Source organism: Thermococcus sibiricus MM 739 (assembly GCF_000022545.1).
GTDB classification, from domain to species: domain Archaea; phylum Methanobacteriota_B; class Thermococci; order Thermococcales; family Thermococcaceae; genus Thermococcus_A; species Thermococcus_A sibiricus.
The window spans coordinates 913,786-933,369 of the sequence record NC_012883.1; the positions used below are offsets into that span (position 1 = coordinate 913,786).

General features: G+C 40.5%; 18 protein-coding genes and 1 pseudogene. 7 read left to right on the top strand and 12 right to left on the bottom strand.

The window, feature by feature from the left end:
* Positions 1-5 precede the first annotated feature (5 nt).
* The 6 genes and pseudogenes from TSIB_RS04885 to TSIB_RS04910 all read right to left on the bottom strand — a co-directional run bounded on the left by TSIB_RS04885 (position 6) and on the right by TSIB_RS04910 (position 7,807).
* Entirely contained in the window at positions 6-1,382 is a 1,377-nt protein-coding gene (locus TSIB_RS04885; RefSeq protein ID WP_015849281.1) for an acetyl ornithine aminotransferase family protein, read from the bottom strand.
* Positions 1,383-1,428: 46 nt separating this feature from the next.
* Positions 1,429-2,975: pseudogene (locus TSIB_RS04890) on the bottom strand (alanine/glycine:cation symporter family protein).
* 166 nt (positions 2,976-3,141) lie between these two features.
* The gene (locus TSIB_RS04895; RefSeq protein WP_015849282.1) at positions 3,142-4,260 is read right to left on the bottom strand and encodes a tungsten cofactor oxidoreductase radical SAM maturase; all 1,119 of its coding nucleotides are present in this window, start codon (positions 4,258-4,260) and stop codon (positions 3,142-3,144) included.
* Positions 4,261-4,509: a ubiquitin-like small modifier protein 1 gene (locus TSIB_RS04900; RefSeq protein WP_015849283.1), complete on the bottom strand. Its 249-nt coding sequence runs from the start codon at positions 4,507-4,509 to the stop codon at positions 4,261-4,263.
* 35 nt (positions 4,510-4,544) lie between these two features.
* Positions 4,545-6,362 carry an aldehyde ferredoxin oxidoreductase family protein gene (locus tag TSIB_RS04905; protein ID WP_015849284.1) on the bottom strand — a complete coding sequence of 606 codons (1,818 nt, stop codon included), beginning with the start codon at positions 6,360-6,362 and terminating at the stop codon, positions 4,545-4,547.
* Between the two features lie 167 nt (positions 6,363-6,529).
* Complete coding sequence (locus TSIB_RS04910) at positions 6,530-7,807, bottom strand: bifunctional L-myo-inositol-1-phosphate cytidylyltransferase/CDP-L-myo-inositol myo-inositolphosphotransferase (protein ID WP_015849285.1); 1,278 nt, start codon at positions 7,805-7,807, stop codon at positions 6,530-6,532.
* 178 nt (positions 7,808-7,985) lie between these two features.
* Between TSIB_RS04910 and TSIB_RS04915 the strand changes: the two genes are divergently transcribed.
* Entirely contained in the window at positions 7,986-9,491 is a 1,506-nt protein-coding gene (locus TSIB_RS04915) for a carboxypeptidase M32 (protein ID WP_015849286.1), read from the top strand.
* 14 nt (positions 9,492-9,505) lie between these two features.
* On the opposite strand, the gene TSIB_RS04920 is transcribed toward TSIB_RS04915, so the two are convergent.
* Both TSIB_RS04920 and TSIB_RS04925 read right to left on the bottom strand, forming a co-directional pair.
* On the bottom strand, positions 9,506-9,838 hold the full coding sequence (locus TSIB_RS04920; RefSeq protein WP_015849287.1) for an ASCH domain-containing protein: 333 nt from the start codon (positions 9,836-9,838) through the stop codon (positions 9,506-9,508).
* An 8-nt stretch (positions 9,839-9,846) separates the two neighbouring features.
* A complete protein-coding gene (locus TSIB_RS04925) occupies positions 9,847-10,974 on the bottom strand; it encodes a geranylgeranyl reductase family protein (protein WP_015849288.1) in 1,128 nt (375 codons plus the stop codon).
* 51 nt (positions 10,975-11,025) lie between these two features.
* Between TSIB_RS04925 and pcp the strand changes: the two genes are divergently transcribed.
* Positions 11,026-11,628, top strand: coding sequence for a pyroglutamyl-peptidase I (gene pcp, locus TSIB_RS04930; protein WP_048160326.1), 603 nt, complete (start codon positions 11,026-11,028; stop codon positions 11,626-11,628).
* Here pcp and proS read toward each other — a convergent pair.
* On the bottom strand, positions 11,625-13,091 hold the full coding sequence (proS, locus tag TSIB_RS04935; protein ID WP_015849290.1) for a proline--tRNA ligase: 1,467 nt from the start codon (positions 13,089-13,091) through the stop codon (positions 11,625-11,627). The two genes, pcp and proS, sit on opposite strands and share 4 nt — an antisense overlap.
* A 108-nt stretch (positions 13,092-13,199) precedes the next feature.
* Here proS and TSIB_RS04940 point away from each other — a divergent pair, with 108 nt between their 5' ends.
* Entirely contained in the window at positions 13,200-14,201 is a 1,002-nt protein-coding gene (locus TSIB_RS04940) for an NAD(P)-dependent oxidoreductase (protein ID WP_015849291.1), read from the top strand.
* Positions 14,202-14,253: 52 nt separating this feature from the next.
* Here TSIB_RS04940 and TSIB_RS04945 read toward each other — a convergent pair whose 3' ends face one another.
* Genes TSIB_RS04945 through TSIB_RS04955 form a run of 3 tightly spaced genes read right to left on the bottom strand, consistent with a single transcriptional unit; the run spans position 14,254 to position 16,755 of the window.
* A complete protein-coding gene (locus TSIB_RS04945) occupies positions 14,254-15,168 on the bottom strand; it encodes a D-2-hydroxyacid dehydrogenase (RefSeq protein ID WP_015849292.1) in 915 nt (304 codons plus the stop codon).
* Between the two features lie 2 nt (positions 15,169-15,170).
* Positions 15,171-15,818, bottom strand: a complete 648-nt coding sequence (locus TSIB_RS04950; protein WP_015849293.1) for a TIGR00153 family protein — start codon at positions 15,816-15,818, stop codon at positions 15,171-15,173.
* Positions 15,819-15,852: 34 nt separating this feature from the next.
* Entirely contained in the window at positions 15,853-16,755 is a 903-nt protein-coding gene (locus tag TSIB_RS04955) for a 2-dehydropantoate 2-reductase (protein WP_015849294.1), read from the bottom strand.
* A 144-nt stretch (positions 16,756-16,899) separates the two neighbouring features.
* Here TSIB_RS04955 and TSIB_RS04960 point away from each other — a divergent pair, with 144 nt between their 5' ends.
* The 4 genes from TSIB_RS04960 (at position 16,900) to TSIB_RS04975 (ending at position 19,578) form a co-directional block, all read left to right on the top strand.
* The gene (locus TSIB_RS04960; protein ID WP_015849295.1) at positions 16,900-17,640 is read left to right on the top strand and encodes an RNA methyltransferase; all 741 of its coding nucleotides are present in this window, start codon (positions 16,900-16,902) and stop codon (positions 17,638-17,640) included.
* Positions 17,627-18,154 carry a methylated-DNA--protein-cysteine methyltransferase gene (otg, locus tag TSIB_RS04965; RefSeq protein WP_015849296.1) on the top strand — a complete coding sequence of 176 codons (528 nt, stop codon included), beginning with the start codon at positions 17,627-17,629 and terminating at the stop codon, positions 18,152-18,154. The genes TSIB_RS04960 and otg overlap by 14 nt, the downstream gene beginning before the upstream one ends.
* Positions 18,142-19,173, top strand: a complete 1,032-nt coding sequence (locus TSIB_RS04970) for a tetratricopeptide repeat protein (RefSeq protein ID WP_015849297.1) — start codon at positions 18,142-18,144, stop codon at positions 19,171-19,173. The genes otg and TSIB_RS04970 overlap by 13 nt, the downstream gene beginning before the upstream one ends.
* Positions 19,174-19,236: 63 nt before the next feature.
* Positions 19,237-19,578, top strand: a complete 342-nt coding sequence (locus TSIB_RS04975; protein ID WP_015849298.1) for a nascent polypeptide-associated complex protein — start codon at positions 19,237-19,239, stop codon at positions 19,576-19,578.
* The last annotated feature ends 6 nt before the right edge of the window (positions 19,579-19,584 follow it).

Below are 19,584 nucleotides of genomic sequence, written 5' to 3' on the forward strand. Positions count from 1 at the left end.
AAAGATCAGTGCCACGTAATAGTTTTGTGCTTAACCTTCCCGGCAAGGGCATCCTTTAATGCTTGCTCCATAATCTCCAAGCCCTTTTCTGCAATTTTTTTCGTTATTACAAGCGGCGGCGTTATTCTTATAACGTTTCCAAACATACCATAACTCGGCAAGATAAGACCAAGTTCAAATGCCCTCCAGCATATCTTCCCAGTCAAATCCGGATTGGGAACCTTGGTATTGGGCTTCACTATTTCTGCACCTATCATCAGGCCCTTGCCCCTAACATCTCCAATGACATCGTAGCTCTCCTTCATCTCAAGTAGGCGTTTCTTTATGAACTCTCCAACCTTCAGAGCGTTCTTAAGGAGGTTTTCCTCTTCTATTATTCTAAGGGTCGCATATGCAGCTGCTGAAATGACCGGGTTAGCGGCTGGAGTTAACAGTGCAGAACCGCTTGTCATCTCCATGAGGTGGGCTTTTCCGATTACTCCGCTAAGTCCCATTCCACTGGCCACGCCTTTTCCAAAGGAAATAAAATCGGGCTCTACTTCAAACCACTCACTTCCAAACCACTTCCCTGTCCTTCCAATTCCTGTCTGCACCTCATCCATTGCCAAGAGAATTTCCCTCTCATCCAACACTTTTTTGAGCTCTTTGAAGAAGTTATCCGGTGGGACTACTATTCCAGCATCTCCTTGAATAGGTTCAGCTAGGAGGATACTCACTTCATCTGGGGGTATAACGTGAGCAAAAACGTAATTCTCGAGATAGTCCAAGAAGGCATTTATTAACTCATCAGGCTCTTCATATCCATCGATATTCCAGACATTTCTATAAGGATTTGGGTATGGGATCCAGACTACATTTGGAACTAACGGGGAGAAGCCTCTTTTTTGTGAGCTCTGGAAAGCAGCCACCGAGGTTGCTCCATAGGTTTGCCCATGATATGCTCCAATAAACGCTATGATCCATGGTTTTCTTGTTGCAAAGCGAGCGACTTTCATGAGCAGATCAATGGAATCGCTCCCACTTAATCCAAAGAGGATTTTTGGGTTCTCTATTGGAGATTTCTCGGCCAAAATTTCTGCAACTTCTATCGCTCTTTTGCTGTAAGTGTAGCCGATCATCGAGTGCTGTATTTTTGAAACCTGCTCCTGCACTTCTTTAACCAACTTGGGATGAGCATAACCTGTTGAAGCTGCAGCGGCTCCAGCTAAAAAGTCTATGAAAACATTGCCATCTACATCTTCTATCAAAGCCCCATAACCCCTCTCGGGCACAACGGGAAAGAGTTTAACGCCCAAACCTTGAGAAATCACCCTTTTTTCTCTTTCTACAAGCTCCTTGGCTTTTGGCCCAGGAGGAGTAACAACCAGCTTTGGATACTCCATTTAGATCACCTCATAAAACAATAAAAAGTTAAAAAGTGGGAAGAAATCATGGGTTTGTGGAGAGGAATTCGTTAGTGTATCTCTTGATAACCGTCGCCAAGAGCAAGAGACCAATGAGGTTTGGTATTGCCATAAGTCCGTTCATCATATCTGAGAATGTCCACACGTTCTCAAGAGCTGTTGTGGCACCTATGAAGATGAAGACGACAAAGAGCAGGTTGTAAACTAAGTGGAGCTTTGGATATAGCTTTGCAAACTTCTCTGGGTCTCCCTCAATCCACTTTGCAAGGTACATGACATTTTGTCTACCGTAGAAGGACCATGCGAGCACTGTAGAGTAAGCGAAGAATATAACGCCTATAACCACCATAACTTCACCTATGTGACCAAATGCTCTAGCAAATGCTTCCTGAGTTAGTAGAGTGCTGGTCTTCCCGGTTTCCCAAGCTCCAGTGGCAACAATTGAAATACCCGTGAGGGAACAAATAATAATGGTGTCGATGAATGGGCCGAGCATTCCTACATGAGCTTGTCTTGATGGGTGGTCTGTTCTTGCAGCAGCATGTGCAAGTGTAGCAGTTCCAAGACCCGCCTCGTTGGAGAAGAGACCTCTTGCCACACCCCATCTTATAACAGTACCAACTGCACCACCGGCGACGGCCTTTCCTGTGAATGCATCTCTAAAGATAAGGGCAATTGCGCTTGGTAGCTGTCCCGCATATTTTATCCATACACCAATTGCGAAGATAAAGTAGATTATTGCCATAAATGGAACCAGTGCTTCTGTAACCTCACCGATTCTCTTAATTCCACCAACGATAACTATGAATGTTATGAATGCAAAAAATGCTCCAGTTACCCAATAGGGGACATTGAAAGCCTGTTCCATTCCCAATGCTAAGGAGTTTGCCTGCGTCATGTTTCCAATTCCAAATGCTGAAATTGCAGCGAATATTGCAAAGAGAATCGCAAGTGTTTTTCCAATGCTTGGAAGAGAGCGTCCTGAGAGAAGATATAAGGCTAGTATTAAGAACAAGATTGCAATTATTGCTGCAAGGATCATAAGTCCTCCGCCTAGCTTTGTAGCTTCATAACCTACAAAGAGTGCAAACAGTATTACAAATATCCCAGCTATCGTTCTCCAAGTTGGCGAAATTTCCTCTTCAGCAAGCCCTCTTTCTAAGAAGTTGAAAGTCCCACCTATCATTGTGCCATCTGGCAGTTTGCCTCTAAATGCTACACCTAAAAGAGCCTCTGAGTATCTCGTGGCCATCCCTACTAAAGCTGTTACCCACATCCAAAATAGAGCACCAGGCCCTCCTGCGGCTATAGCAGTTGCCACACCTGCAATGTTTCCTATACCAACCGTTCCGGCAATAGTTGCTGTTAAAGCTTGGAATGGTGTAACGTCACCTTCACCTTGCTTTTTCTCCCCTCAAAGAGGGTAAACTTTATTGACCATCCTAGTCTCCGGAACTGAATCCCCCCTAGATACAAGGTCAATAGCAGGCCAGTACCTACCAGCAAAACCATTATTGGGGGACCCCAAACCATGCCATCCAACCAGTTTATAAAGTCCATAATGGCACTCATCTTAGCACCTCCAAAGAGCACTGTACAGTGCATTATAGCATTAGGAATAATGTCAAAGAACTATTTAACCCTTTCCCAACATATTTGTAAAGTTAAGGAATAAAATCAGAGAAGAGAGTGCTATTAGTGAATATATCTTCAAAAATTTGTAAAACTAAATAAAAGATTACCAGAACTTTCCGTGTTCTTCTCTGGGTATTGGACATAGAACTATCCTTCTTGCCCACAAACAATCCCCACAACTTGGCACGTTTCCCCAGCAGTCCATTTTTGAGCCCTTTGCATAGTCACATGCATCAACAACCGGACAATCAGTACAAGAGGGATAAAGGGAGTTCCTAACGCTGAATCTAAACCATGTGTATTCCCTGCTGGTCCATATTTCTTTCAAGGATTTTTCTTTTACATTGCCGAAGGAATAAGCCTCAACTTTTTTATGCCGTCCAAAGATGTATTCTGGATATGTGTGAAGGAACCGATAGCAGGGAACAACTTCACCGTCCCACCTAACCACTGCAACATTGTTTTCAACAAAATCGCAATGTCTTTCGCTTCTAAGTTTGAATTCCGCTATTTTAACAGGAAATCCACGGTATATTTGGGGATAAAGCTTAGAGAGTGCCTTGCTTATATCAACACTTCCGTCGTAGATTATCATCTCGGCATGCTCCGGTGTAATTGGCATTAGGTTTGAGAAAAGTAGGGCGTCTATGTTAAACTTAGAAAGATACTTCACAAGCTCTGCCATTTGAGTGTAGTTCTCTTTTGTCAAAACTACCTCAACCCCCACGTGTGGGATCTCTGTATTCTCCTTTCTCTTTACTTCGGCAAACTTTTTGAGCCGTTCAACTGTAACGCTGGGCATTACGTGTCCTAATCTCGTTGGCTGCGTTGGAATGGCATCTAGCGAAATATATATCAAATCAACTCTAAGCTTCACGAGCTCTTCAATTAGTCCCTCGGTAAGAAGGAAGCCGTTTGTTGAAATACCTACCGCATATCCTTTCTTTTTTACTTCCTTTACCATATCCATAAAACGAGGATGCACAAGAGGTTCGCCGATACCACCAAAGTACACCATCTTCAAGTTGGGAAACTCTTCTGTACCATCCAAAATCTTCAAGAAAAGGTTGTAATCTATATCTCCCTCCTCATCCTCCCAGTACTGCTTAAAACACATCTCACATCTCAAGTTACAGCGATTCGTTATTTCAACATAAAGATACTTCATATCCAGGGCTTTAGGTATAAGAATCTTGGCGTTGTCCCAATGGAACTCGTGCATTCAACCGCCTCCAACTGGGGGAAATATACTTACCAAGTCTTCATCTTTGAGTTTGGTATTGAGTTTCTCCAGGTGTTCAATGTTCTTTCCATTAACTAGGATAACGACCCCCTTTTCAAGTTCTTTTTCTATTTTAGGATATTTGCTGTATAACTTTTCCAATAGTTCCCCAACAGTGTTGGCCTGGAGTTCCAGTTCGTTCTTTCTAACAATGTTCCTCAATGTAGCAAAAAATCTCACCCTGACCATTTTTACTCACCCAAAAATAAATAGTGAAAGAAAAGTTAATAATACTTATCCAAGTCAAGCCCCTTAAGCTTCTCCTCGGTTGGATATCCTTTCTCGTCCCAGCCTCTGAGCTTGTAGTATTTTGGAAGGATTTCATGGAGCTTTACAACATGTCCTTTGTTTGGTCCCTCCGGCATTGGCTCTTCCAAGAACCTCTTGGGTAGGGTGTCGTCCTTTTCTGGGATTAGACCGGCTTTGAGGTTGAAGATTCTCTCAAGGTTCCATACTCTTTCTCCTGCCTTAAGCCACTCGTCGGTTGTAAACTCAAAGCCTGTTGCGGCGTTTAACATTTCCGCGTAGTCATCCGCTCCGAGTGCAAAGCTTGTGAAGAGACACAATCCAGCGGAGTCTATGACTGCAGTTAAGTCCTGGAATATCTTAACCCACTTGGCTTTCTCTTCACTCACATCGTGCGGATCGAGCTTTACTGGGACACCAAGGATTTCTGGGCTGATCATGTAACCCCTAACGTGACATCCACCTCTGTTTGAGGTAGCGTAGGTAACACCATGGCCCTCTGCACCTCTGGGATCATATGCCGGAAGCTCTTGCTTTTTAACGCTCATTGAATACTCCGGGTGTCCATAGCTTTCAGCTAAACGGTAGCTTCCTTCAGCGAGTTTGTCACCAAAGCCCTCTCTCTTCGCAATCTTCTCAATGTAATAGTGGAGTACTTCACTGTTGCCAAATCTCAACGGTGGTGCATCCCCAAGTTCCTCCTGCTTTATGATGCCCTTCTCATAAAGCTCCATAGCCGCTGCAAGTGTTCCACCTGTTGATATGGTATCAAGCCCGAACTCGTCACAGAGGTGGTTTGCAATTGTTATGCTCGCCAGATCGTTTATACCGCAAGTTGCACCGAGCGCCCATATGCTTTCATATTCGGGCCCCTCGGTAACTCCTACAGCTGGGTGATATGAGACTCTTCCACACCCAATTGGACATGCAAAACACGAATGGTTTCTCACCAAGTACTTTGCGACCAAAGCCTCACCGCTCTGCTCGTAGGCGTACTTGAATACTCCGGTCTGGAAGTTGTACGTTGGATAAAGACCGTTTTCGTTGATTATGTTTACCAGAACTGCGGTTCCATACTGTGGAAGTCCTCCCCCGGTAATTGGGTTCTCCTTTATCTTCTTTATCTTCTCTTTAACTACGCTCATAAACTTTTCTTTGTCAGCAAGTTCTACCTGATTTGTTCCCCTGACCACAACAGCCTTTAAGTTCTTGCTTCCCATTACTGCTCCTACTCCACTTCTTCCAGCTGCCCTGTGTTTGTCGTTTATTATATTGGCAAGTCTAACCAACTTCTCTCCCGCGGGGCCTATACAGGCAACTCTCGCCTTTTTGTCACCAAATTCTTCAAGAAGTTTATCTGTGGTTTCCCCAACTCTCTTACCCCATAGATGAGAGGCGTCTTTAATTTCCACGTCATCGTCTTTTATGCTTATGTACACTGGATGATCTGCTTTCCCCTCGATAATGAGCATATCATAGCCCGCAAACTTGAGTTCCGGTCCAAAGAAGCCGCCTGAGTTGCTTGAAGCTATGAATCCCGTTAATGGGGACTTTGTAATTACCATATACCTACCGCCTGTTGGAGCTGTTGTTCCGGTCAAAGGTCCGGTGGCAAAGATTAACTTGTTCTCTGGGCTGAAGGGGTCAACTTTTGGATCTATTTCTTCTAGAAGGAATTTCGATGCAAAACCCCTGCCACCGATAAAGTTCTTTGCGTCTTCCTCCTTCAGTTCTTCTACTTTTATTTCTCCCGTTGTTAGGTTTACTCTCAATATTTTTCCCATATACCCAAACATAGACTAACACCTCAAGACAAATATCAATATATAATTGTTTATAAAATTTGACGAAAATAAAACAATTTTCAAAAGAGGAGAATGTTAAACAATAATGTTCACAAAAGGGCGTTATGTTGAATAAATTTTCATCAATAAACCTTTTCCAATAAATGTATGTTCACCAGTTATGAGTTTCTACTTTTTCGCACCAAATGTAATGTAATAAAAACTCTAACATTGGTTACTACTGCCAGTGTCAGGAAAATCCACTCTATTTTTCCTATCAGACAAAGAATCATTGTTATGAATGTCCTTTCATCCCTCTTTCCGAAAAGGTATTTCATTCGGGGAATTGTTTTATATATGTTAACAAAATATTCACCTTTGTAACGCTCTGTTGAGTAGCTTACCATAGTGGATCCGAAGAGAGCCAAGGATACTATCGCCCACCCCCATATATCTGGATTTAAATGGAGGGCGAGTGCCAACAGTACGAAAAAGTCAACATATCGATCCAAAATAGAATCAAAATATCCTCCAAACTTGCTTGTTTTCATTGCAGCTCTCGCTATCTCTCCATCAACTCCATCGAGGATTGAATTCAGCTGATACAACACTCCACCGAGAGGGGGACTAAAGAAAGCAGCAACAGCCGCAACTATACCCACAACAAAGGAGAGCATCGTCATGTGAATCGGCTCAACGTAATCAACGAGAAGTTCACTAATCTTTGTAGATATCCTTCTGTTTAAATATCTAGATACAATCCCATCCCCACTACCTTTTACGGCATTTTTTATCAAGAACTTCTTGGCTTTTTTGATGTCCTCCGGCGTGTCAATGTCCATCCAGAAGAGACCGCTTACTTCACTTACTTCCAATTGTGCCTCTTTAACGATTTCAGATAATTCTAAGCTCTCTTTTTCTTGAAGTAGTTTTTCGATGATATCAAATATTTCCGCTTCAAGGACAAAGAATCCAGTATCCAAAGCATCATATTCCTCTAAGGTCTTTCCAATGTCCGTTACCCTTCTGTTTTCTATTTTTACCTTTGTGGCTTCTTCTCTATTTGTGAAACTCCCCTCTTTATCAACCACAAGTCCCTTACCTTTCAAGGCTTCCTTCATAAATACCTCTTCATAAATATGGTCGCTCATTACTAAAACGAACTTCTCTGAAACGTGCAAACGAGCAAGATACAAGCTATATCCATTTCCCTTTTCAGGGAAATTGTTAATCACAAGCTGATATCTGAAGTTGTTTTTCCTTAAGAATTCCTCAAACTTCTCTTTGTACAGCGGGTTAGTAACAATCACAAATTCCTCAATTCCTTGCTTTTCAAGAGTTTTCATAGTCCTGTAAAGTATTTCCCGTCCCGCAACCTTCATTAAGCCCTTGGGAAGTTTACTGCTAAGTTTTCCCATTCGAGTTCCAAGTCCGGCTGCCAAAATTACTGCTTTCATTCTGCATCCTTAATATCATCTTCCTATTTTCTAAAAAGCTTTAGTATTTTCAAGCAAGTTTTTTACGTTAAGATGTATATCAAAAGAATTAAAAACATCATGGACTTAAGTACAGAGGGCTGACCTCCTCCCCGTCCTAAAGGGCGAGGCTTCCAACCCGCAAGGAAGGTGAAGGAAGATGAGTGATGAAATATTTCAAAAGGAGACCATAAAACAAATTTTGGGACATTATAAAAAGATATGGGCAATAGGGCATGCCCAAAGTGTTTTGGGATGGGACATGGAAGTTAATATGCCCAAAATGGGAATAACAGAAAGAAGTGTAGCCAGAGGGGAGCTTTCTGTTTTAAGTCAGAGTTTAACGCTGGATCCAAAGTTCCTTGAGCTGGTTGAAAAAGCCGCAGCTTTGGAAGATTTAAACGAATACGAAAAAGGTGTCGTAAGAGTTCTTCAGAGAGACATAAAAATCGCAAAAGCTTTCCCACCAGAGTTCGTTAGGGAACTCAGTGAAGTAAGAAGCAAGGCTACAATGGCTTGGGCCGAAGCTAAAGAAAAAGATAACTTTAGAAAGTTTGAACCTTGGCTTGACAGGATAATCGAACTCTCAAAGAAAGCTGCGGAATACTTAGAGTATGAAGAATATCCATATGATGCTCTCTTAGACCTCTACGAAGAGGGACTTAGAACAAGATATCTTGAGCCTATTTTTTCAAAACTTGAGAAAGACCTGAAACCAATATTGGATAAAATTCTCGAAGAAGGCAAAGTTCCAAAAGAACATCCATTAGAAACAGAAAAATATGACACTGAATCAATGAAAGAGGTCAACTTGAAAATCCTTGAGCTCTTAGGATATCCATTAGGCGTAAAAGGAAGACTCGATATCTCACCCCACCCCTTCACAACCGAATTTGGAATCCACGATGTTAGAATAACAACAAGATACGAGGGCTTTGATTTCAGAAGGACTCTCCTCGCAGTAGTTCACGAATTTGGACACGCCCTTTATGAGTTACAGATAGACGAAAAGCTCATGTTCTCGCCAATAGCAGGTGGAGTTTCTCTTGGGGTCCATGAAAGTCAAAGCAGATTCTGGGAAAATATAATCGGGAGAAGCAGAGAATTTGTAGAGCTTATTTATCCAGTTTTAAAAGAAAAACTGCCTTTCATGAATAAATACTCTGCAGAGGATCTCTACACATATTTCAATATGGTAAGACCAGATTATATTAGAGTAGAAGCTGATGAAGTCACATACAACATGCACATTCTCCTTAGATACAAACTCGAAAAAATGATGGTGAATGAATCTGTAAAGGCCAAAGACTTGCCAGAACTCTGGAACGAGGAAATGGAAAGACTCCTTGGGATAAGACCTAAGAACTACAAAGAAGGAATCCTTCAGGATATACACTGGGCCCATGCCACAGTAGGTTATTTCCCCACATACAGTCTTGGAACATTGTTAGCAACCCAAATCAAAAGTTATATATCAAAGGATATGCCTGACTTCTATGAAAAAATAGCAAGAGGAGAATTCGGCCCAATAAGAGAATGGCTCAGGGAGAAGGTACACAAGTATGGAAGCACTTACCCACCAACTGAGCTCTTAGAGAGGAGCTTTGGAGAGAGTGTAAACCCAGAGTACTTCATCAAATACCTAAAAGAGAAATACTTGGATTGAGCCCTCTTTTCTTTTTATTCTTCGAGAATCGGCTCAATTTCAATAGCAACTACACCATATTTTTTCTCTTCTTCTTCAGTGTAAAATTGACGATAGATTTTCACTCCTTCTTCAATATTGTGAACTCCTGGCAAAACTCGTTCAATTCCTTCTCTTTCAAGCATCTCCTTAAAGGAAGGATATTTCTTGATAGATTTAACCTTCACCTTCAACTTCCCCTCAAAAATTATCACATCTCCAGGATTTATCTGTCTCCGCTTTTCATCGTAAAGCCTTCCCTCGACCTTCTTTTTTCCATTTCTGATTAGGTCTAAATACTCTTCTTTAAGGCCCATTTCCCATTCCATGCTCTCACCTATACAAGATATCTCAAAAGCATTGGGAAAACCCTTAAACCTCTAGCAAGGAGCTTGGGATTTTTCACAATAGCACTTATGGTCTTTTTATGATCATCAAAGTCGGCATATGTTTCAATAACGTTTTTGGCTTCATCGCTGGAAAATATCTCAAAGAATTTTTCAATCTGATCCTGATTGAGAGCTTTGAAAAGTCGTCTAATCCTAAGGCCAAAGGAAATTTGTTTCTTTATATCCTTGCAGAGATCTTCATACATTTTTAGATTTCCTCTTCTAATTGAGTATCTAAGAGCATGAGAGCAAAGCATTCCGTAAACAATTCCTCCTGCAGTTAATGGCTTTATTTGAAGTGCTGCATCTCCCACCAGTGCAATATTTCCCTTTACCCAAGGTTTTCTAAAACCTAAACCTACATTGCCTGCTTTTATCTCCACAATATTGGTTTCTTTAAGAAGTTTAAGTTTCAAAAACCGAAAGAGACGGTCATATGTACCAAAGGTTCCCAATCTGGCATTGAAGTTATTTATAGGGGCTAACCACATGAAGAATTCGTTATTAATCTCTTTGTTCACCCATATTTCCACAAAATCCGTTCTATTGAAATCTCCAACAACTTCGACTTCGTATCCACTTAAAAACTCAGCATCGGTTCTCGCTCCAATCTCTTGAGCCACCTTGCTATTTAGTCCGTCAGCCCCCACGTAGAAATCGGCCTCAATTTCAAACTTTTCATTGAACCTCTGGACAATGGCCTTTCTATTCTTAAATCCTAAAAATCTAGCCCCCATATAATACTCTGCACCATGTCTGATAGCGTTTTCCGCAAGTTTTCGTTCTAATAACTTTCTATCTACTACATATGCTTGAGGAGTTGGTCTTTCTATCTCAAAGCTCTGTATTCTCGAATAAAATACTGCTCCTCTTAATTTGTTAATAATAGCTTCTTTAGGAAGATTGAGCTTTTCATAGTTTTCCGCTCCCATAATTCCAGTACAAGCTTTTCCTCCAAAAGAGTTCTTTGCCTCTAAAACCACAACTTTGAACTCACTTGCAAGAAGATTTGCTAGATAATTACCCACAGGACCTCCACCAATTATTGCAACATCATATCTCATGAGCTTCACCAAGGAAGTGTAAGTTTTAAATCCTAATTAAACTTTTAGTTTTTGGTGATGCATGTGAAAGTTTTAGTTACAGGGTTTGAGCCTTTTGGGGAAGAAAAAATAAACCCTTCTTGGGAAGCTGTTAAAAATCTCTCAAAAGAGATCAACGAGGCCGAAATTATCAAAAAGAGACTTCCAGTATCATTCAAGGCCATCAAAAAGAAACTACCAAAAATTATTGATGAATCCATGCCCGAGGTAATAATTTTAACCGGGCAAGCTGGAGGTAGAGTGAATATTAATGTCGAGAGAGTTGCCATAAATGTAATGGACTCAAAAAAAGAAGATAATGACGGATATAAACCAGAAGATGAACCAATTTTTGAAAACGCTCCTGCAGCATACTTTTCCACTCTACCAATAAGAAGGATCGTAAATGCGCTCAAACACAATAAGATTCCCGCTACAATCTCAAATACTGCTGGAACTTATGTGTGTAACACAGCGATGTATGTTGCTCTACATCACACCACATTAAATGGGTTAAATGCCAAAACAGGCTTTATTCACGTACCATACATCCCTGAACAGGTTTTGGAAAAAACACAACCCTTTATGAGCCTTGAAATGATAGAGAAAGCAATAGAAATAGCAATAAAAGAAAGTATAAAAAGCTAATAGGTTCTTGCAAATCTTGCTACATACTTTGCATCTTTTCCACAGTTAGCACATTTCTTTCCTTCGATTTTTGCCGTTTCTTCAGGGTATGGAATCCCCAACATACTGGCATCAAGTATTTCTTCCATTTCTACACCACAGCCTTTTTCACCACACCATGGTAATTCCACTACACCTCTTCTGTCTTCAAAGAGCTTTTTAGCTTCCTCCAATGTGTCTACTCTCTTTATGTGAGTCTCTAAGAATTCCCTTGCCCTATCGTAGAGATTCTCTATGATTGCATCAAGGGTCTTCCTGGCCTCTTCAACGAGGTTCTCTCTCTTCACTGTGAACTTTTCAAACGTGTCTCTTCTAGCAAATACTGCTTGGTTTTCCTCGACATCTTTTGGACCGACTTCGATTCTCAGTGGCACTCCTTTGATTTCCCAATCATAGAACTTTCTTCCGGGCCTTACATCCTCTCTATCATCCACATGAATTCTCAGGCCCGCAGTTTTGAGCTCTTCTGCTATTTCTTTAGCATATGCATTTACATCGTAGGGTGACTCTTTCATTGGAATTGGAATTACCACTACCTGCACAGGAGCTATGGTTGGAGGCAATACAAGACCGCTGTCGTCTCCATGAACTCCCATAATGGCAGCCACAAGTCTCTCACTCATACCAAATGTTGTTTGATGTACATACTCATGTGTCCCTTCCTCTGTCTCATATGTAATCTCATAGGCCTTAGCAAAATTCTGTTTGTAGTGGTGCATAGTACCAATTTGCAGGGTTCTCCCATCTGGCATTATAACTTCAGCCCCAAGTGAATAAAACGCACCAGGGAACTTATCCCAGTCAGGCCGCTTTGAAACTATATATGGCAGCGCGAGGTTCTTGGCAAGATTATCAAATATTTCTAGATCTTCTCTTATTTGTCTCTCAGCGTCCTCAAAGCTATCATGTGCAGTGTGAGATTCGAAGAACCTACTTATTTCCCTAACTCTGATTAAAGGCCTAGTGTGTTTTGTTTCATAACGATACACATTAACTATCTGGTATATTTTAAATGGCAGATCCGCATGAGACCTAATCCATAAATTAAACATGGGGTACATGGCGGTTTCGCTTGTGGGTCTTAGAATTAGTTTTACATCAAGGGGTCTTTCACCAGCATGTGTGACCCATAAAACTTCTCCATGAAAACCCGCTATATGTTCAGCTTCCCTTTCAAATTCACTTTCAGGGATTAGTGCTGGGAACAAGACTTCATTGTGCCCAGTTCTCACCATTTCCATATGGATTAAGTTTTCTATGTTCCTCATGATCCTAAGGCCATAAGGTAGCCATACGTTCATTCCCTTCACTGGATATCTCTTATCTTGAATCTCTGCAAGTTCTATCATTTCGTTGTACCATTCACTAAACTCGTTCATCCATCTTTCTCGTTTTACCTCTGTTACTTTGTTAACATTTTCCATAAAATCACCACCTATCCATTAAAAACCCCCAATATTTTTTAATCTTTCGCAAATAAAATTAGGAAGATTTATTAACATGTTTCGATAAGGATTTTAAAGGTGAAGTCTATGAAGCCAAAAGTGTTAGTATTGTTTAACATGAAAAGTAATGCCATGAAACTCCTAAAAGAATATTGTGATGTTGATGTTATGGTCTATCCGACCAAGGAAGAAGTGCTGCAAGTAATAGGAGCATATGATGGGTTAATAGTCTCTCCACTAAATCTTGTAGATAAGGAAATCATAGAACATGGCAAAAAACTTAAAGTGATAAGCACCCAGTCAGCAGGCTACGATCATATAGATATTAATGCAGCTACTGAAAAGGGTATATACGTTACCAAAGTTAGCGGGATTCTAAGCGAAGCAGTTGCGGAGTTTGCTGTTGGATTAACAATAGCACTTCTAAGAAAAATAGCTTATTCAGATAGATTTATCAGAAAGGGTCTCTGGGATTCCCACAAAACCATATGGGGATGGTACAAAGAAATGGAAACCTTACATGGCAAAAAAATTGGAATCTTAGGAATGGGATCCATTGGAAAGGGGATAGCAAGAAGAATGAAAGCAATGAACACAGAAATCTATTACTGGAGCAGGACCAGAAAAGAAGACATTGAGAAAGAAGTAAACGCCAAATGGCTTCCGATTAATGATGTATTAAAAGAAAGCGATATAGTGATATTGGCACTCCCATCCACTCCTGAAACTTATCACATAATTAATGAGGAAACGCTTGAACTTTTAAAAGGGAAATATCTGGTGAACGTGGGTAGAGGTAGCCTCGTAGATGAGAAAGTCCTCATAAAGGCATTAAAAGAAGGGAATCTTAAAGGATTCGCTACAGACGTTTTTGAAAAAGAGCCCATTCAAGAAAGTGAACTTTTCGAGATGGAGTGGGAAACAGTATTAACTCCCCATCATGCTGGGCTAGCACAAGAAGCTATGGAAGACATGGCACTCCAGGCGGTTAATAATTTGCTTGAAATCTTAATGGGGAATGTTTCCGAGAACCTCGTAAACAGGGATGTGTTAAAAGTAAGACCAATAGAAGATATTAAGATGTTCTAACTTTTTACTTTTAACTTATAAGTTATAACTAAAAACAAAAAGAGAAGAGCGACTAACCTACAAGAACCTTGACAACCTTCTCTGCAACTTCCATGCCTGCTCTCGCTTGAGCTTCAACTGTAGATGCACCTATATGTGGAGTAAGTATTACATTGTCAAATTTTGTCAATGGGTGATCCTTTGGAAGAGGTTCCTCCTCAAAGACATCTAAGGCTGCTCCGGCAATCCATCCTTCTTCAAGTGCCTTTACTAAAGCATTAGTATCAACAATTGGCCCTCTTGATGTATTTATAAGCACTGCAGTGGATTTCATGAGCTTTAATTTCTCTTCATTAATCAGGTGGTAAGTGCTCTCCAAGAGAGGAACGTGGATTGTAATGACATCACTATTCTTTAAGAGATATTCAAGTTCAACAAACTCTGCTCCTATTTCCTTTGCTCGTTCATAATTTTTGTATACATCGTAGAGAAGAACGTTCATCCCTATGGTCTTTGCGATTTTCCCAACATTGTATCCTATCCTTCCAAAACCGATTATTCCAAGGGTCTTGCCTTCAAGTTCAAACCCCATGCATTGCTTCTTGGGCCATGCTCCTTCTCTTATCTTCCTATCAGCAAAGGCCACTTTTCTTGCAATGTTAAACATTAATGCCACGGCCAATTCAGCAACACTTCTACTTGAGGCCGTTGGGGCATTGACTACCTCGATTCCTTTGCTCTTTGCATACTCAACATCTACATTATCTAGGCCCACCCCTGCCCTTGCTATCACTTTAAGACTTGGAGCAGCATCAATAATTTCCTTTGTTACTTTGGGCTTACTCCTAACTATTATTCCGCTAACGTCTTTAACAAGTTCTTTAAGCCTATCTTGATCGGGGTATTCTTCATAAACAACTTCTAATCCAGCATTCTTTAAAACCTCGATTGCTTTTTCGTGTAACGGTGCAGCCACCAATACTTTCATTTTCAACCCCTCCTTTTTAATGCAATCAACAATACCTGGTCGGAGGCATCTTCAGCCCTATCAGCTATGTCTCCGATTTTAGTCACCACTTGATTCCATATAAACTTTGCAAAAGTTGTTATACTTTCGCTTTCAAAAACTTTTCTCAAAAGAGTATACTCAATTTTATCCGCGTCTTCTTCTGCAAGTTCAGTTTTTTTCGCATACTCAATAGCCCCATCAACATTAGTATTGAGCATCTTCACTGACTTTTCCACTAATTTATATGTCTCCAACGAGGCATTCAATAGATCTAGAATCTCTTTCTTTAGGTCTGGGGGTGTCTTAGGCTTAGCTAGAATTAATGCATGGGCAGCACTCTCTGCTGCATCTGCTACGCTATCTATAAGTTCAGACAATTTAGCATAATCTCCTCTATTCACAGGTAGAAAAGCTCCCTGATAGAGCATTGCTTCAATCTCTCTTCTAAGCTCGTCAGCAACCCTTTCTTGATTTTCAACTTCTTTCATTAAAACTTCGGCCTTTTCGATGTCACCCGCCAAATAAGTCTCCATCAGTTCATATAGTTTCTTTATTGTAAGTCCAACAGCCTCGAGATGTTCATCTATAGCTTTAAAGACATTATCCTCCTTCCCACCAAATATTGGCATTTTTTTCCCCCGGGATATAATACCAATCAAGTCTTTATTTAGTTTGTGGAATCTCCTTGGCTTTCACCATGCTCCAAAGGGCAAAGTTCAATGGCACCTCTAGTCCAATTTTCCTGCCATATTCGATTATTTTACCATTTATAAAATCTATCTCCGTCTTTTTCTTTCGTCGAATATCTTGAAGCATGGAGTTATAATTTTCTCTCGTCTGTTCGAGGGTTTCAATTAAGAGTTCCATTGGATGTTTCTCAAACTTTACTCCGAGTTGGGTTGCGACTTGACATCCCTCTTTAACAACCTCCTTAGCCAACTTAAGCAGGTATTCATTTTCCAAGATCTTCACATTCTTAACTTCCATAATAGCGCCAATCGGATTTATTGCGGAATTCACTATGGCCTTTGACCACTTCCATCCTTCAATATTTTCACTGAGCTCAGTTTTTAATCCGGCTTTGTTGAAAATCTCTATTAATTCGGCGGTAAACGGACTTATTCCCCTAGGATAATCCCCTATTATCGTGATCCCCCTTCCAACCCACTTAACAACCCCCCATCTTTCTATCATGGCCCCATTAGTCGTTATTCCACCCAAGACATTTTTTGTATATCTTAAAGCCTCTTCTTCATTTCCTAGACCATTTTGTATGCTTAGTATCCATGTATTTTTCCCGATACTCTCTCGAGCACACTCAAGAGCATATTCAGTGGAATGTGACTTTGTTGAAAGGATTATTAAATCAGGGGGCTCGGAAGGCATGCGAGTGAGAGCTTCCGGATAAACTGTGAATTCCTCAATCCCAACTATCTTAAGGCCATTCCTATTTATCTCCTTCACATGCTCTTCTCTACCTATCAATATCACATCTTCACCAACTCTTGACAAAAGGGCCCCAAAAAGGGAGCCTATTGAACCTGCTCCAAGGATGTAAATCTTCATATTATCACCTCAAAAAGATGGGAGTTGCTTAGGACATAGAGAGAAAGTGCAAAAACTACAAGGTAAATTAACATTTCAAATTTTTTTCTCTCCATCTTTCCACCGTAATCATTTTAATACTTAATCCTTAAATATCTTGTAGTTATGAAGCTAAAGGTGATACTTGTAGAACCAGAATACCCAATAAATTTGGGGGCCATTGCAAGGGTCATGAAAAACTTTGGGGTTACCGATCTCATTCTTGTTAATCCAAAAGTTAGCCCAAACAATAAAATAGCTAGGACGTTTGCAGTTCATGCTGTGGACATTTTAGAAAATGCCAAAATACATGAGAGCCTTGAAGAAGCATTAAATACGGTGGATTTAGCTATCGGGACAAGTGGACTTGCTGGAGGTGATTACATCCCAGAAAGAGCCCCCATATCTCCTGAAGAGTTTGCTAAGCGTCTTTCTATATATGACGGTGAGATAGGGTTAGTCTTTGGAAGAGAAAGTAGGGGATTAGACAATGAAGAGCTTAAAAAGCTAGATTTCACAGTCACCATTCCTACAAGTGAGGAATACCCAATAATGAATTTAAGTCACGCAGTTGCCGTGATACTTTACGAAGTGTTCAAACAAAAATTAAAGAATAACCCAACGGAAGTTAAGCGAAGATTGAGAAAATCAACAAGGCAAGAAAGAGAAATGTTGGTGGAGTTTTGGGCAAAGTTCCTTGACACTCTTGAATATCCAAAGGATTTGGAGAAAAGAAGATTTTATGTTCTAATGTTCAAGCGTTTTTTGGGCAGAGGCTTTATATATGCAAAGGAAGTTCATTCTTTATATGGGCCTTTGAGAAGGGCCATTAAGCTTCTTGAGAGGTGTAAAAATGATATCAATTAAATCCTTCCAAATAGGGGAGAAGGAGATAGTAATAGCCATATTATTTGACAAAAAAATACAGGGTATAACTTTCTCTTTTGATGGAGAACAGTTCCTCCAAGAAAGAGTAAACGCTCTTGTTGAGCACCTCACCAACAGAGGAGTCAAAGTTAACCTTGAAGAAAGAGATAGTGAATTACCAGCCTTAGTTTACAAGATTCTTATTGGAGAAATCAGGAATCAAGATGGCTTGGAATATCTCAGCTTTGAGGGGACTACTCCTTTTGAGAAGAAAGTTTACGAAACACTTACAAAAAAGGTTAAAAGAGGGGAAGTCATAACATATGGTGAGCTAGCTAAAATGCTTAGGAGCTCACCAAGAGCTATTGGTGGAGCCATGAAAAGGAACCCTTACCCAATAATAGTTCCCTGCCACCGAGTGATTGCTTCAAATAACATTGGAAATTATACACCAAAAAGAGAGTATAAAAGATTCTTACTTGAAACTGAGGGGGTGAAAACGTGGACAAGTTGAAGGCCTACATAATAGGATTTGTAATATTGGTCATCGCGATAGCAGTTGGGATAATTTACAAATGGGGCTTTTGGATGCTGGTGAGAATTGTCCTGGGACTAGGATTTTTAGGCATGACACTGATGCTAGGATTTTTCTTAGCACTAACCCTTTATGCAGAAAGCTGGAAGTATGCAGGATTATTAGTCATTCCAACAGTGCTTAGTGCTTATGCGACATACTTGAGTATTACATGGCAAAAGCTCAAAATAGTCGGAGGGATCATACTATTATTCGCTTTAGGCCTAGTTTTTGGGATTTGGTATATAAGCGAACCAGACTTAAGTTTAATGGATCGATTCAGAAGTGCCGAAAGCCTTGAAAAGTCTGGAAAATACAAAGCGGCCGCAAGAAAGTATGAAAAGAAAGGGAACTACTCAAAGGCTGCGGAGATGTATGAAAAACTTGGCTGGATGGAGAGTGCAGCTTGGGCATACGAAAAGGCCGAAAAATACGAAAAAGCAGCAGAAATCTACGAACAGCTTTATGAAAAGGAAAAAGATACCTATTACCTCAAAGAAGCTCATGAATACTGGAAAAAAGCCGGTAACATGGAGAGGGCTGCAAAAGCCTTGGAGAGATATGCAAATGAAGAACCTTGGTTCTGGGAAGACGTAGCGAAGCTTTATGAAGAGTTAGGTAATGAGGAAAAAGCCAAAGAAGCCTGGGAAAAAGCCCTAGAATACTACAAAGGTGAAGCCCAAGAGGAAGGAGTTTTCTGGGAGGATGTCGGCAATATAGCAAAGAAACTTGGAAATGAAGAGCTCGCAAAGGAAGCCTATCAAAAGTTCCTTGAGTATTGTCTAAAAGAGGCCGAAGAGGATCCAATGTGGTGGAAACACATTGCTGAGGCTTACGAATATCTTGGAGAAAAAGAGAAAGTCGAAGAAGCCAAAAAGAAATACGAAGAATACAGGCAGAAAATAATGAAGAGCAACGAAGAAACTTCAAATTTCCCAGAAGAAACGGAGGGATCTTAATAACATTTTCATTTTTGGGAAACCGTTATATATTCTTTTCTTGATTCCTTTCTGGTGGTAATTATGATGCCAATGAAGGGTATGAATCCCAAACAGATGCAAAAACTCATGAAACAACTTGGAATTAAGATGGAAGAGCTTGAGGGAGTTAAAGAAGTTGTAATAAAGCTTGAAAACAAAGAAATTATAATCAAAGACGCCGCAGTAACTGTAGTAACTGCAATGGGAGAAAAGAGCTATCAAATAGTGGGCAAAGAGGAAGTTAGAGAAGTTCTCAACATTCCCGAAGAGGACATAAAGCTTGTCATGGAGCAGACCGGCGTTGATTATGAAACCGCGAAGAAGGCACTGGAAGAAACGAAAGGCGATTTAGCGGAGGCAATAGTAAAACTCCAAGAGTCTTAACCTCTT